The sequence below is a fragment of the Erythrobacter sp. Dej080120_24 genome (assembly GCF_036322605.1).
In the GTDB taxonomy this organism is placed as follows: Bacteria; Pseudomonadota; Alphaproteobacteria; order Sphingomonadales; family Sphingomonadaceae; genus Erythrobacter; species Erythrobacter aurantius.
Genome location: NZ_AP027262.1, coordinates 2,016,210 through 2,030,108, shown reverse-complemented (window position 1 = coordinate 2,030,108; position 13,899 = coordinate 2,016,210). Strand labels below are relative to the sequence as shown.

Below are 13,899 nucleotides of genomic sequence, written 5' to 3'. Positions count from 1 at the left end.
CAGTTTGAGCCGGGGGGCAAAACCAATGGCCAGAAACCTTGCGATCATCGCCGCCTTGATGGGCCTATGCGCAGCGCCGGCGGCTGCGGAAAGCTACGCCGAAACCGCTTCGAAAATCGCGAATGCGATCCATTCGGGGACGATCCGCGAAAACCCCGATTTCCTGACGATGCTTCCCGAGCTGGAGCGTTCCGAAGTCGAAAAGCTCGCTGGTTGCGCACCTGAACTTCAAGGAGGCGGCGGCGACCGGTTTCTGGTGATCGAATGGTCATGCGCCGGGCATGACGGGGGCGAAGGCATCAGCCGTTCGACAACGATGCTCTTTGGTGAAGAGGGAGAGCTGCGAGGCTTCTCCATCAACCGCGCCGCGAAAGATTATGCACCGACGCAGGCGGCGCTCGAACGCTCCGAAGCCAACCAGCAATTCGCGCTGTCGCGGGAATTCGGTGAAGCCGTGGTAAGTGGCGGCGATCCCACTCTGGGAGGGCTGATCGATCTGGACGATTTCGATCAGGCGCGGCTGAAACGATTTGCAGGCGGCGGTTTTCGCGTTCCCAGTCGGCGGCGTGGCGGAAATCTCCCGATCCGGTTCTACCATGGGCCAGGCCGCACAAATTATGGCGGCGCGGCGACGCTGCGTTACGATGAAGCCGGGGTTGTGACCGGCATCGTCTTCCTGCCCTATCTCGCCGGGCGCGGACGATCCGCGAGAGATTACGACCGGGCGTTCGATTCGCTCCAGAACACCCAGCGATCGAACCAGAACAGGTCCGTCATCGACAATTTTCAAAGGCCTGATCCGAACAGGACGCCAAACCGGCCCAGTACGATACAGCCCCCGAGACCGTAAGATCGTGCGGGCTTAACGCGACCCGACGATCACTCAATTTACAAGGGGACAGGTTCTGGCCGCTTCCAGTTCCGCGCTGCTCCTGGAATTCACCAGCTCAGCAAACCCGGTGCTGTCAAACCGCTGGGTGTAGAGTGTGCGCACGGAAGAACCCCCGGTCGTGATTGTGATGGTGATCCGAAACTCACCGCCCTGATCCAGATTCCTCATGATTTGTTGCGGAGTGCCGGTGCCGGACAAAGGATCAACGATTGCATAGCTCGTGATCCATTCTGGCGGCAGATAGATGCGCTGACGCTCAAGCTTCCCTTTCATGGTCCATTGCGGCCCGCCGTCGAGCCGGTCGATCATGATGGTTAGGTCGCCATCATACACCACATCGTCATCGACTATGGTCGGTGTGCTCGTGGGTAAGCCTTTCAGCCTTGCCTGAACCGCTTCCGATTTCATTATCGCATCAATGTCTGGCCCATTGATCTCTGGTTGCCGACCTTGGGCCATATCGATGCTGAAGCCGATGCCCGTCTCCAAGTGATCCAGCCTGCGTAAAAGTCTGACCTGATTGCCCCACTGATAGAACCTCAAAGTCTTTACCCAGCCCGATGCCGAAGTCGTCGCTTCGCATGGCTTGTCGCTCATATCGGTACTGGCGGCGCTGGTTGGCGAGAAACCGAGTACGAGAACTGCAGCAGGTATTGAGATCACGCGTGCAAATTTCATGAGGGTTTGTTGCATCCCTGCAGCCCTCTTTGCAACCTCGTCCGGCGTGCGTCTGATCGACTCATCAAAGGCCAGCGCTTGTTGCAGCGCACCTTCCACCCGGTTAGCCGATTTGACTCCCCCGGTTTAACCGTTAGGCCAGTATATGGGGCGCGTTGGGGGGAGCTATGGCATCGAATAAAGCTTCACGATTAGTCATGCCCGCGGTTCCGGCAATGCTCGCGATCGCAGCGATACCTGCAGTCATAATGCCTATTCTGGCTGATTCACCCGTGTCTGCTCAATCGAATGTCTCGTCTGCCGGCGATGACGCCTGTGGCGACGCTTGCGAGCAAGTCCAGTCTGGCTCCACCGGTTCATCCGCAACTGCCCCCAGATCGACAAACGTCTCGGCGGCGGACACCGGGATCACCAACATGATGCAGATGCTGCGCGACGAAGGGATCGATATCGACGCGCGCATGGCTCAGGCGCGCGTGGATTGCCGTACGCGGATCGTCGCTGAGACGGATGCTGAGGCGGATGCTGAGGCGGATGCTGAGGCGGATGCTGAGGCGGATGCCAAGACGATCGAACAGGCCGTCGAGGATTGTGCCGTCGTCGAAGACGCCATCATCTATGCTCAGGCCATCAACGAGATGAACGCAAACCGCGTTTCAAACTTCAACGATGCAAAGGCGCAGCACGACGCCGAAGTCGCGGAGGCAGAACGCAAGCAGCGCGAATACGAACTTGGGCTGCAACGCCATAGTGCCGAGGTCGCCGAAGTCGAAAGGCAGCAACGCGATTATCAGCGCGATCTCCTCGCCCATCAGCAGTTGGCCAATTCGATGCCGACGGGTAGTCGATCATCTGCAACGTCATCGCCGCCCAATCCAGCAACAGCCCTTGCCGGCAATTCTTCCTCGCCAGCGGTTACCGCCGCACCTGCTGCGAAGCAGGCAGCTCCTCCCGTCCCCGTCCAAGCTTCCGCGCCGCCCCCTGCCATTTCGCAACCATCGTCGGCTGCAACGCTCGCTTCAAACACGCCATCACAACCATCACAGTCGCGTGCTGGAACCCGATCAACCGGCGGGACGCAATCTTCGCCGCCAGCCAGAGCCACTGGCAGAATGTTATCGCAATCCGATACGGCCCCAGCGGACAGCGTCGAACTTGCGATCATGAAAGCAACCGGCCCGCGGATTGCGCTGGTGATCGGGAATGAGAAATACGACGGTTCGATGGGCTCCCTGTCCAACCCGGTGAATGACGCAGTGCTTATTGGCGCTACATTGCGCAGTCTCGGGTTTGACGTCGAAATTTTGACCGATGCGAGTCAGGCAGACATGAAGCGCGCGGTCCGACGGTTGGGCGATCGGCTGGCCGATGCTGGCGACAATGCAACCGGCCTGTTCTATTATGCCGGACACGGCGTTCAGTCGGATGGGGCTAATTACCTGATCCCGGTCGGAGCGGCCATCGACGCAGAAAGCGATCTGGAGCTTGAGGCGGTTTCGGCCGCTTCGATCCTGTCCCAGCTGGAAGAAACCTATGTATCGACCCGGATCGTGATCCTCGACGCCTGCCGCAACATGCCGTTGCGCCGCAGGACAAGAGATGGAAGCCGCGGCCTGGCGCGCATGGACACACCCAACGGCAGCTTCGTCGCCTATTCGACATCACCTGGAAACACGGCGACCGATGGGGGCGGCATACACAGCCCGTTCGCCGAAGCACTTGCCGCACAGATGCTTGTGCCTGACCGTCCTATCGAGGTGACCTTTCGTGAGGTGCGTCGACAGGTCGTTGAAATGACCAATGGCGATCAGGTGCCATGGGACGCTTCATCCCTGCTGGAAACATTCAGCTTTGCCGGGGTCAATTAGGCTGGCGCAGCGCGATCAGCGCCCTTTGACGGCTTTTTCGAACGCCTCGATCGCGGCCGCTTCGTCGCCGTTCCACACAGCGCCTGACACTGCGAGGAAATCCGCGCCTGCCGCCACCAGCGGGGCGCAGTTTTCCGGTGTGATCCCGCCGATTGCGACACAGGGGATTTCGAACAGCGAACTCCACCATTGCAGGATTTCGGGCTTGGGGCGCTCGGCGTCGCCCTTGTCCTTGGTCGAACTGTCGAAGAACGCGCCAAAGGCGACATAGTCAGCCCCCGCCTCGCCCGCTTCCATCGCCATGTGGCGCGAGGCATGGCAGGTCACGCCGATCTGCGCATCGCGGCCCAGTTGTTCGCGTGCATCCTTGGGCGATCCGTCATCCTGCCCCAGATGCACACCATCGGCCTTAAGCCGCTTTGCCAGCGCAACGCTGTCATTGACGATGAACGCGACGTCATGCGCCGCGCAGATCGCCTGCAACGGCTCCGCCAGTCGCGCCGCGTCATGCTGATCCAGCCCCTTCACGCGGAACTGGAACGCTGTCACCAGCCCCTTGCCCGCGACGAGCGCCCGTTCGAGCCGCTGCGGAAATTCTCCGCCCACTTCGAGCGGGGAAATCAGGTAAAGCTGTGTCGTCAGATGATCCATGTTTCGCGCCATAGCCGGGTTGCATGGTAACGCCAATGCGGTGAACTGTTCTGGCTTGGCACAGGGGAAAAACCCGGAGCGATCCGGCCCGAGCGTCATGGTATATGAAAGGTAAAGGAGAGCCTTTCGATGACGCTGTTCAAGCACCTGAGGATTTTCGCCGCCACCGCCATGGCGCTGTCAGCCGCTGCCCTGCCGCAGGCCGCCGCGGCGCAGGCATACGATGGCGTTTACGAGGCGGGACTTGTCCACGATGTCGCGTTTTTCGAGCGCGTGCGGGTCGGCAGCATCGAACTCACACCGTTCGGGGTGGTGCGCGATCAACGCTGCGTCGATCCCCGGTTCTGCTATCGGCCCGAGGACATGCGCGTCTCCGTCGTCATGCACGATCGCGCCTATCCTTACGAGGTGGTGCTGGAACTGCGCCGCCCGGTGGAGGTGACAGGCGGCTATCTGATCCTGCACGATCCCGGAACGCGCCCGCGCGAACGCGGTGCGCTTCGGCTGGAGGAATATGCGCTGGATATCGAATTCATCCCTGCCCCGCCGAGCGATCAACGTTTCGCCCGGTCGGAGCTGCCGCGCCCCTGACGATCAGGGGCCGGGATGGCGCGGGTGATTAGCCCGCGCAGCTGGCTGCAGCGATCTGGTCGATCGCCTTTGACAGCGTGCCGTCGAATTCCTCGTCCGACTGGCCTTTGCGCAGATCCTGCAGCAAACCGCGGCTGAAGCTGGCGATCATGCCCGGATTCTTCGCCAGCAGGTCACAGGCGTCATCCGTCGAATAACCGCCCGAAAGCGCCACCACGCGCACCACATTGGGATGGTTGATTGCGGGGGTGTAATGCCCGGCCTTCACCGGGATCGAGAGCTTCAGCATGACCTTGCGCCCTTCGGGCAGCGCGTCGAGGCCCTTCATGATCTCGGCCAGCAGGATGTCTTCACCCTCGGCCCGGTCAGCGGCGTGGATGTCGTATTCCGGCTCAAGCATGGGGACGAGGCCCGCATCGGCGATCTGGTTGCCGACTTCGAACTGCTGCGCCACCACGGCGGCGATGCCTGCGGGGTTCGCGGATTTGATGACCGAACGCATCTTCGTGCCGAACATCCCCTTGGCCACCGATTTTTCGAGCAGCGCGGGAAGCTTGTCCATCGGCTTCATCAGCTGCACGCCGTCGGCTTCGTCCGCCAGGCCCTGATCGACCTTGATGAAGGGGACGATACCACGTGCTTTTAGCGCATCCGCAGTGGGCATGCCGTCGACTTCGCCATCCATGGTCTTTTCGAACAGGATCGCGCCGATCACCTTGCCGCTGCCGAAACAGGGCGAAGTGATGACGCGCGCGCGCATCGCGTGGATCTGTGCGAACATCTCGTCATCACCGGACCATTCGCTGTCCTCGACGCCATATCCGCGCAGAGCTTTTGGCGTGGAACCGCCCGATTGATCGAGCGCAGCGATAAAGCCTTGCCCGGTGGCAATCCGGGCCATCATGTCTTGGGTATTCATGGCGTGAGGGCGCCTTTCCTGTTGTCCTGAGGGTCGAACTGTGGCGGGCTTTAGCCAGCGGTTGCAGATGCTGCAACTGCGCCGATAATCAGCCCTTCCGCAAGCGGCGAATTATGCCCGTAAAGCTCAAAGCGGGCTCTCCGTCGGCGGTAATCAGGCCGCGCACGAAAATGGTCTTTCCCCCGCCCCGCGTGACTTCGCCGCGCGCTTCCATCAATGCACCGGGAGGGGCCGAACCGAGAAAATCGCCCGAAAGGTTCATCGTCACCGCGCTGTCGCCCTGCAAGGCATCGGTGGCGATGGCGAACAGCGCGAAATCGGCAAAGGTCAGCAGGCATCCACCATGCATGAAACCCGCGCCATTCATGTGCTGATCGGCGGCGCGGAAGGCGCAGACATAGCTCCCGTCGTCCTCGCGCCGCATGAAGAACGGGCCGGAACGGGTTTCGTAAGGATCATGGTTCCAGTGGTACCAGCCAGCGAATTCGCCCTCGGTGCATTGGACGGCATTGCCATAGCCGTATTCGGTCTTTGTCTCAGTCATAGGCCTTGTCTCACTGCCCCTGCTTGCGCGCCGCCAGCAGGTTGATCGCGATGGAAATGCGCGTGCCGCTGCCGTGGAAAGGACGCACGGCGTGTTGCAGCCAGCTTGGGAACATCACGATCATGCCGGTCTGAGGCCGCAACATCGGCTCGTTGTTCTGCGGGGAGCCCCCGGCATCCTTCAAGCGCAAGTCGGGCGCGGTCATTCGCACCATCGGCATGCGCGGATCGAGCAATTGCAGTTCCCCACCCAGCGCCGGATCATCCGACCCTTCATAACCGTCATCGATATAGGCAACCGCCGACCAGAAGCTGCCCGGATGGGTGTGATGGAAATTGGCGTTGGTCTTGCCGCTGACATTCGCCCACATTTCCGGCACCCAGCCATAGCGGCTTTGCTGCGGGCTGCCCGCATCGATTGTCGCTTCGTCAGCCAGCGTCATCGCCTTGAAGGCCAGCGCGCGCGCCGCTTCGCCGCCCCAATCGATCATCTGCGTGTTAGAATGCCATCCGCCAATGTTCGATATCTGCACCCCGGCCTGATCCCGGCTCTTTTCCGCAAGGATGGTATCGCGCAACACCCTGATCCCTTCCGCGCTTTGCAGGCGATCGATGATGAAGGGGGTTGCGAACAGTTGGCGGGTTTCAGACATATGGCGCTCCTATCGGTCCGCCCTTTTCAACGCCACAATTGCAGCGCACGGATGGCGTGGAACATGCTGCCGTCACCGCGCAAAGGGGCAAGGCTGCGTTCGGCCAGCTTCCATTTGCGCCGCACGGATCCCTTGCGCCACAGGTCGGTGAGCAGAAAGGCCCCGGTCCAGTCCTGACCTTTGACCTTCAGTTCGAGCTCGACATGGGCGGTGAACCACACACCGCGCCCGTATCGACGCGCGGTCATTTCGTGGAAGCGGAATCCGTCCAGCGCCAGATCGCTTTGAATCCCGGCGATCAGGCTCGCACGGTCAAGCAGCGCGGGCGGCGTGGTGCCGAACATGAACAGGCAATCGCCCGAAATCAGCGCCTTTATCTCGCGCAGGTCGCGGTTCATCCACGCGCGCATGATGCGCGTTTCTAGAACCTCGAATTCGGGTTCCAGTTCGGCCATTTACGCTTGCAGCGCGGCAACGCCGGGCAGCACCTTGCCTTCCATCCATTCGAGGAAAGCCCCGCCAGCGGTCGAGACATAGGTGACATCGCCCGTCACACCCGCCTGGGCGAGCGCGGCGACGGTATCCCCGCCGCCCGCAACGCTGATCAGCGATCCTTCCTGCGTCAATGCGGCGGCATGGCGTGCCAGCGCCACGGTGGCAGCGTCGAACGGTTCCGTCTCGAACGCGCCCAGCGGGCCGTTCCACACCAGCGTACGGCAAGTCTTGAGCACGTCGGCCAGCGCCTCGGTCGCCTGCGGCCCGATGTCGAGGATCATCTCGTCCTCGGCGACTTCGTGCACGTTGCAGGTGCGCAAGGAGGCCGGATTGGCGGCAAATTCCTTTGCTACCACCACATCATAGGGCAGATGCACGGTGCATCCGGCGTGGTCCGCTTCGTCCATGATCCGCGATGCGGTGTCTGTCAGGTCATGCTCGCACAGCGACTTGCCGACATTCACTCCACGCGCGGCGAGGAAGGTGTTGGCCATGCCGCCGCCGATGATCAGATGCTGCACCCGTCCGACAAGGTTTTCGAGCACGGCCAGCTTGGTTGAAACCTTGGCCCCGCCGACAACCGCCGCAACCGGCGCCTCGGGATTGCCGAGCGCGGCGTCGAGCGCCTTCAGCTCCGCTTCCATTGCGCGTCCGGCATAGGCGGGCAGCAGGTGCGCCAGCCCCTCTGTCGTCGCATGGGCGCGGTGCGCGGCGGAAAACGCGTCATTGACGTAGAAATCGCCGTTCGCCGCAATCGCCTTGGCGAATTCGGGATCGTTGGCTTCCTCGCCCGGCCAGAAGCGGGTGTTGTCGAGCAGGCCGATATCGCCATCGCGCAGGATGCCGATCGACTGGGCGACAACCGGCCCGGCGACTTCGGGAATGAACATCAGTTCACGCCCCAGCACCGCTTCGACATCACCCACCACCATGCTGGTCGACAGGATCGAGCTGCGCATCCCCTTGGGCCGCCCGAAATGGGCGAGCAGCAGCACTTTCGCGCCCTTCTCGCTCAGTTCGAGGATGGTTGGCTTGACCGCTTCGACGCGGGTCAGATCGGTTGCCGAACCATCCTTCATCGGCAGGTTGAGATCGACCCGGACGAGCGCGACCTTCCCGGTCACGTCACCCAAATCGTCCAGCGTCTTGAATGCGGCCATGTCGCGCCCTTCCGGTGCCTTGGATTAGAGGAACTTCGCCATCACTCCGGCGGTGTCGATCATGCGGTTGGAGAAGCCCCATTCGTTGTCGTACCAGCTGACGACACGGGCAAGCTTGCCTTCCATCACGCTGGTTTCGAGGCTGTCCACGGTCGAGCTGGCCGGGTAATGGTTGAAATCGCTGCTGACGAGCGGCTGATCGGTGTAATCGAGCACGCCCTTCATCGGGCCTTCGGCTGCGGCCTTCAATGCGGCGTTGAGTTCTTCCTTGGTCGTGTCACGGCCCGGAACGAAGGTCAGGTCAACCAGCGACACATTCGGGGTCGGCACGCGTACCGACGAGCCATCCAGCTTGCCGTTGAGTTCGGGCAGCACCAGGCCGACAGCGCGGGCGGCGCCGGTGGTGGTCGGGATCATGTTGGCCGCACCGGCACGGGCGCGCCGCAAATCCTTGTGGATCTGGTCAAGCATGCGCTGATCGTTGGTGTAGCTGTGGATCGTCGTCATGAAACCCCGCGTGATGCCCACAGTGTCGTTCAGCACCTTGGCAATCGGAGCGAGGCAGTTGGTGGTGCAGCTGGCGTTGGAGACGATATCGTCTTCCGCAGTCAACGTGTCGTGGTTGACGCCGTAAACGATCGTCTTCGAAACGCCCGTTGCCGGGGCCGAGATCAGCACCCGTTTTGCACCCGCTGCGATGTGCGGACGGGCGGCTTCGTCCGACTGGAAGAAGCCGGTGCATTCCAGCACGATGTCGACGCCCTGTGCCGCGTGCGGCAGCTTGCCTGGATCGCGCTCTGCCGTGACAGCAATGGTCTTGCCGTTGACTGTGATGCTGTCCGCGCCGGCGGTGACTTCGCCGTTGAAGCGGCCATGCACGCTGTCATGCGCGAACAGCAGCGCGTTGGACTTCGCATCCGCCAGATCGTTGATAGAAACCAGATCGAGATCGTGATCATCCCGCTCAAGGATCGCCCGAGCGACAAGACGACCGATGCGACCGAAACCGTTGATGGCAACCTTCGTGGCCATAAGAAAAACTCCTGCTTAGTTGTTCAGTTTGTTCTGGATTTTGGGGACAATCTGGTCCGCCGTGAAACCGTAATGGGCAAACAGATCGTCTGCCGGGGCCGATGCGCCAAAGCTGTCGATCCCGATGTTGAGCCCGCCCCTGCCGGTGTAGCGTTCCCAACCCAGCGTCGAGCCCGCCTCGATCGACACGATCAGCGCATCGTCGGGCAGAATGTCCGCCTTGTACGCATCGCTCTGCGCATCGAACAGTTCGGTGCAAGGCATCGAGACGACATCGGCGCCCACGCCCGCCGCTTCGAGCTGATCGGCGCATTCCATCGCCAGCGCGACTTCGCTGCCCGAAGCGACCAGCACCACCTTGCGCGCGTTTTGTGCCGAACGCAGACGATAGCCGCCCTTTGCGCAGGCATTCGTCTCAGCAGTCCATTCACTTTCGCACGCACCGCGCAGCTGCGGCAGGTTCTGACGCGACAACGCAAGCACCGAAGGCGTTTCCGGCGTGGAAAGCGCCAGCGCCCAGCATTCCGCCGTCTCGATCGCGTCGCACGGACGATAGGTGTTGAGATTGGGGATCAGCCGCAGGCTCATGACATGCTCAACCGGCTGGTGCGTCGGCCCGTCTTCGCCAAGGCCGATGCTGTCATGCGTCATGACATAAACCACGCCGACCTTTTGCAGCGCCGACAGGCGGATCGCGTTGCGGCAGTAATCGCTGAAGATCAGGAAGGTGCCGCCATACGGCACCACTCCGCCATGCAGCGCCATGCCGTTCATCGCGGCGGCCATGCCGAATTCGCGGATGCCATAATAGACATAGCGGCCCGAATAATCGTCCGCGCTCATCGGCAGGGTCGATTTGGTCTTGGTGTTGTTGGAGCCGGTCAGGTCGGCAGACCCTCCGATCAGATGCGGCAGCGTCTCCGTCAGCGGGCCGAGCGCCATTTCGCTTGCCTTGCGGGTCGCGACCTTCTGCGGATCGGCTGCCAGCGCGCGGATGTGCCCTTCCATCGCGGCGGAGGCATGATCGGCAACGCCGGCCATCTGTGCTTCGAATTTCGCCTTGTGCGGGGATGTTGCGAGGCGCTGTTCCCATGCACCGTGCTCGGCCGCTCCGGCCTCGCCCGTGGCGCGCCAGTCGGCGAGGATTTCGGCAGGCACTTCGAACGGTGCCGGTTCCCAGCCAAGCTCGATACGGGCCGCAGCAATCTCGTCCGCACCCAGCGGAGCGCCGTGGGTTGCGCTGGTGCCTTGCTTGTTGGGCGCGCCCTTGCCGATCACGGTCTTGCAAGCGACCAGCGACGGGCGCGGATCGTTCTTCGCCTCTTCCAGAGCGCGGTCGATAGCGGCAAAGTCATGACCGTCGCAGGCAACGACATGCCAACCGGTCGCTTCGTACCGGGCCTTGATGTTCTCGCTGGTGGAAAGGTCGGCGGTACCGTCAATGGTGATGTTGTTGTCATCCCACAGCACGATCATCCGGCCGAGCTTGAGATGCCCGGCGAGGCCGATGGCTTCGTGGTTGATGCCTTCCATCAAGCACCCGTCGCCCGCGATCACCCAGGTGCGGTGATCGACCAGATCGTCTCCGAACACCGCGTTGAGGTGCCGCTCTGCCATAGCCATGCCGACCGCCATGGCCAGCCCCTGACCCAGCGGCCCGGTGGTGCATTCGACGCCTTCGAGCAGGAAGTTTTCCGGGTGCCCCGCACACGGGCTGCCGATCTGGCGGAAGTTGCGGATTTCGTCCATTGTCGGATGAGCATAGCCGGTCAGGTGCAGCAGGCTGTAGATCAGCATCGAACCGTGCCCGGCCGACAGTACGAAGCGGTCGCGATCGGCCCAGTCAGGGCGCGCCGGATCGAACTTCAGATGCCGCGAGAACAGGACGCTGGCGACGTCCGCCATACCCATCGGCATGCCCGGATGGCCCGAATTTGCCGCCTGAACCGCGTCCATCGAAAGAGCGCGAATGGCGTTTGCCATCGGCTGGAGGCGGGCTGGGTCGATCGTCATGGCGCGAATTTCCTCCTGCTGGCGCCTTTCAATGCGCCTTTATGCGACTGCACGGAATGTTCCGCGCCCTCGATTCGTACTGCCGAGGCTGTCGCAAAGTGCCATTGCCGAGCGCTTCCCCGAGGTCAACACTCACCCCGTACCCTTTCCCGAAGGGCAACAGCAGCGGCTGTTTGCAGACCAGTTATCAACAGGAGTGCCCAAGGCTTTGCGAAGGCGGTCAATATTGGTATTTCTGGCGCCATGAGTGCGACCCGGATCGATCAGGCGATGGCCCGCATCGGCTCCGCGATGGAGCGGATCGATGCCGCGCGCGCCCGGATAGAGGCGAGCAAGGGCGAAGCTCCCGCCTCTCCCGGATCGTCGCGCGTCATGGAACTGGTCAACGCGCATGAAAGATTGCGCGAAGAAGTGGCTGATACGATTGGCGAACTTGATGCCCTGATCGAGGAACTCGAACAGTGAGCCAGGTCAGGATCAAGATCGGCCCGCAAACCTATTCCATCGCCTGCGGCCCCGGCGAAGAAGAACGGGTCGCGCAACTGGGTGCGATGATCGACGCGCAATACGCCAAGCTCGGCACTTCCCGTGCCGCTCTCGAAGCGCAGAACCTCGTTTTTGCCGCACTGTTCATGGCGGACGAATTGGACGAAGCCCGCGCCGCCGCGCGCGATGCCAAGGTCGAAGTCGCCGAACTGCGCCAACAGTTGCAGCAGGCCCGCGACGATGCCGAGAACGCTGTGAAGAAAGCGCAGCAGGACAGCGAGGCAGATCGCGACAAGTCCGGTTCGCGCAAGGCCGAATTGCGGGTTGAGATCGAAACCTTGCGCAAAGCGGAAGAAGCCGCCCGCAAGGAAAACATGAAGCTGAAGGCCGATCTTGCCGAATTGCAGGAACGTTCGCGCCACCAGCACGATCTGTTCGGCGGTCCGGCAGAGGATGCCGCTTTGGCCGAGGCATTGGCGGAAAAGCTCGAAACGCTGGCGCTCCGTGCCGAATCCGCTGCGAGCGCGCTTGAAGGAAGCGCGCCAGCAGCCTAAGTGAAGGATTGGCGGGGCTGCCCGGCACGAGCCACAGAATATCCCTGAGGCTATAAGCAATCCAAGGGAGCTGTCCCTGCCTGAGTTGACGGGTTCATCCCGGCGGCTTGGGTACACGGCGCCCACCTGACGTTTTCGGCGTCAGAGGATTTCCCGGCAACGACCCATGGTGGTCCCGTCATTTTCGTTTTGCGAAGGCGCATCCGTGCCTTCGTTCTCGCTTGACGCGCTGCTTCGCTGTGGGGCGGCCGCGTGGCCTAGCGGCCCTGGCGGGCCGTTTCAAATTCGTCATTGCGAGCGTAACGAAACATTCCATGGACCTGACGCCTGACAAGAGCGACCTCCGCAAACACCTGCGCAAGGCGCGGCGCGAACACGTGGCCGCGCAGCCGCAATCGATCCGTGCGCTCCTGTTTCACCGCCCCCCGGCACCGCTGCTGGCGAAGATCGGGGACGAAGCGGTGATCGGCCTCTATTCAGCGACGCCCGACGAAGCACCCACAGCCGGATACGCCCGCTTTTTCCAGGAAGCGGGGCACACCATTGCCCTTCCCCGTTTCAACGCTGCCGATGCGCCTATGCAGTTTCACCAGCACACCGATCCGCACGGGCAAAGCGATCTAGAAACCGGCCCCTTCGCGATCCGTCAGCCTGTAGGCGACGCGCCGGAAGTGATCCCGGACGTGATCTTCGTACCACTAGTGGGCTTTAGCGAGGATTGTGATCGGCTGGGCCAGGGCGGCGGCCATTATGATCGCTGGCTGGCGGAACATCCGGGCCGGATAGCGATTGGCCTTGCGTGGGATGTGCAGCTGGCTGAGCATCTGCCGGTCGAGCCGCATGATATCCCGCTCGATGCAGTGGTGACCCCGACCCGGCTTTACGGAATGAACTGAGAGAATTCGACTGATGCGTGAAACCCCGACCTGGCGAATCCCCGTGGGAATCATCAGCCTGTTCATCGGCCTCATGATCTACGGTGTGCTGATCGCGGTCTATCTGGCTGACATACTGCGGTACTGGCCGGGGTGGGCGCAGACCATCATCTACGTCTTCCTCGGCCTCGTCTGGCTGTTGCCGCTCAAGCGGTTCCTGATCTGGATGGAAACCGGACACTGGAGCGCGCCCCAAGAACCGGACCCCGAAAAGCGGGGTGACGCCTGAGGCGTCTTTCTTTCAAAAAGAAGGAAAAGGTCCCAAGTGGCGCGAGTGACGGGACTTGAACCCGCGACCCTCGGCGTGACAGGCCGATACTCTAACCAACTGAGCTACACCCGCGCAATTACGCGTCAGCGCCTCTTGGGAGACGCGCAAATAGGGCCGAGTGTCAGACGTGTCAACGGCCCGTTGCGCGAAAAATTGAA

Annotated in this window: 16 protein-coding genes, 1 tRNA gene and 1 other RNA gene; 8 read left to right on the top strand and 10 right to left on the bottom strand. The window is 62.0% G+C overall.

The window, feature by feature from the left end; translation table 11 throughout:
• The first annotated feature begins 25 nt into the window (after window positions 1-25).
• Window positions 26-850 (top strand): hypothetical protein, encoded by an 825-nt coding sequence (locus AABA34_RS09675; protein ID WP_338302444.1) that lies wholly within the window; start codon window positions 26-28, stop codon window positions 848-850.
• A 33-nt stretch (window positions 851-883) separates the two neighbouring features.
• Here the strand turns inward: AABA34_RS09675 and AABA34_RS09670 are convergent, their stop codons facing one another.
• On the bottom strand, window positions 884-1,669 hold the full coding sequence (locus AABA34_RS09670) for a hypothetical protein (RefSeq protein ID WP_338302443.1): 786 nt from the start codon (window positions 1,667-1,669) through the stop codon (window positions 884-886).
• A 173-nt stretch (window positions 1,670-1,842) separates the two neighbouring features.
• Here AABA34_RS09670 and AABA34_RS09665 point away from each other — a divergent pair, with 173 nt between their 5' ends.
• The gene (locus tag AABA34_RS09665; RefSeq protein WP_338302442.1) at window positions 1,843-3,438 is read left to right on the top strand and encodes a caspase family protein; all 1,596 of its coding nucleotides are present in this window, start codon (window positions 1,843-1,845) and stop codon (window positions 3,436-3,438) included.
• A 15-nt stretch (window positions 3,439-3,453) separates the two neighbouring features.
• Here AABA34_RS09665 and thiE read toward each other — a convergent pair whose 3' ends face one another.
• A complete protein-coding gene (thiE, locus tag AABA34_RS09660; RefSeq protein WP_445083728.1) occupies window positions 3,454-4,101 on the bottom strand; it encodes a thiamine phosphate synthase in 648 nt (215 codons plus the stop codon).
• Between the two features lie 117 nt (window positions 4,102-4,218).
• Between thiE and AABA34_RS09655 the strand changes: the two genes are divergently transcribed.
• On the top strand, window positions 4,219-4,680 hold the full coding sequence (locus AABA34_RS09655; RefSeq protein ID WP_338302441.1) for a hypothetical protein: 462 nt from the start codon (window positions 4,219-4,221) through the stop codon (window positions 4,678-4,680).
• A 28-nt stretch (window positions 4,681-4,708) separates the two neighbouring features.
• Here AABA34_RS09655 and AABA34_RS09650 read toward each other — a convergent pair whose 3' ends face one another.
• The 7 genes from AABA34_RS09650 to tkt form a co-directional block, all read right to left on the bottom strand.
• Window positions 4,709-5,599, bottom strand: coding sequence for a fructose bisphosphate aldolase (locus AABA34_RS09650; RefSeq protein ID WP_034953846.1), 891 nt, complete (start codon window positions 5,597-5,599; stop codon window positions 4,709-4,711).
• A gap of 88 nt (window positions 5,600-5,687) precedes the next feature.
• The gene (locus AABA34_RS09645; RefSeq protein ID WP_034953845.1) at window positions 5,688-6,143 is read right to left on the bottom strand and encodes a PaaI family thioesterase; all 456 of its coding nucleotides are present in this window, start codon (window positions 6,141-6,143) and stop codon (window positions 5,688-5,690) included.
• A gap of 10 nt (window positions 6,144-6,153) precedes the next feature.
• Window positions 6,154-6,795 (bottom strand): TIGR02466 family protein, encoded by a 642-nt coding sequence (locus AABA34_RS09640; protein WP_338302440.1) that lies wholly within the window; start codon window positions 6,793-6,795, stop codon window positions 6,154-6,156.
• A gap of 26 nt (window positions 6,796-6,821) precedes the next feature.
• Window positions 6,822-7,250, bottom strand: a complete 429-nt coding sequence (locus AABA34_RS09635) for a nuclear transport factor 2 family protein (RefSeq protein WP_338302439.1) — start codon at window positions 7,248-7,250, stop codon at window positions 6,822-6,824.
• A complete protein-coding gene (locus AABA34_RS09630; RefSeq protein WP_338302438.1) occupies window positions 7,251-8,450 on the bottom strand; it encodes a phosphoglycerate kinase in 1,200 nt (399 codons plus the stop codon).
• Between the two features lie 24 nt (window positions 8,451-8,474).
• Entirely contained in the window at window positions 8,475-9,482 is a 1,008-nt protein-coding gene (gap, locus tag AABA34_RS09625) for a type I glyceraldehyde-3-phosphate dehydrogenase (RefSeq protein ID WP_034953839.1), read from the bottom strand.
• Between the two features lie 15 nt (window positions 9,483-9,497).
• The gene (tkt, locus tag AABA34_RS09620) at window positions 9,498-11,504 is read right to left on the bottom strand and encodes a transketolase (RefSeq protein WP_338304724.1); all 2,007 of its coding nucleotides are present in this window, start codon (window positions 11,502-11,504) and stop codon (window positions 9,498-9,500) included.
• Window positions 11,505-11,738: 234 nt separating this feature from the next.
• Between tkt and AABA34_RS09615 the strand changes: the two genes are divergently transcribed.
• From AABA34_RS09615 to AABA34_RS09600, 5 genes are all read left to right on the top strand, one after another.
• A complete protein-coding gene (locus tag AABA34_RS09615) occupies window positions 11,739-11,960 on the top strand; it encodes a hypothetical protein (RefSeq protein ID WP_034953837.1) in 222 nt (73 codons plus the stop codon).
• Window positions 11,957-12,535 (top strand): cell division protein ZapA, encoded by a 579-nt coding sequence (gene zapA / locus AABA34_RS09610; RefSeq protein WP_338302437.1) that lies wholly within the window; start codon window positions 11,957-11,959, stop codon window positions 12,533-12,535. Before AABA34_RS09615 ends, zapA begins: the two co-directional genes overlap by 4 nt.
• An 11-nt stretch (window positions 12,536-12,546) precedes the next feature.
• Window positions 12,547-12,715, top strand: a non-coding RNA gene (gene ssrS, locus AABA34_RS16430) — 6S RNA.
• Between the two features lie 134 nt (window positions 12,716-12,849).
• Window positions 12,850-13,431, top strand: coding sequence for a 5-formyltetrahydrofolate cyclo-ligase (locus AABA34_RS09605; protein ID WP_338302436.1), 582 nt, complete (start codon window positions 12,850-12,852; stop codon window positions 13,429-13,431).
• Between the two features lie 13 nt (window positions 13,432-13,444).
• Window positions 13,445-13,699, top strand: a complete 255-nt coding sequence (locus AABA34_RS09600) for a DUF2842 domain-containing protein (RefSeq protein WP_338302435.1) — start codon at window positions 13,445-13,447, stop codon at window positions 13,697-13,699.
• 37 nt (window positions 13,700-13,736) lie between these two features.
• Here AABA34_RS09600 and AABA34_RS09595 read toward each other — a convergent pair.
• Window positions 13,737-13,813 (bottom strand) — tRNA-Asp (locus AABA34_RS09595).
• Window positions 13,814-13,899 lie beyond the last annotated feature (86 nt).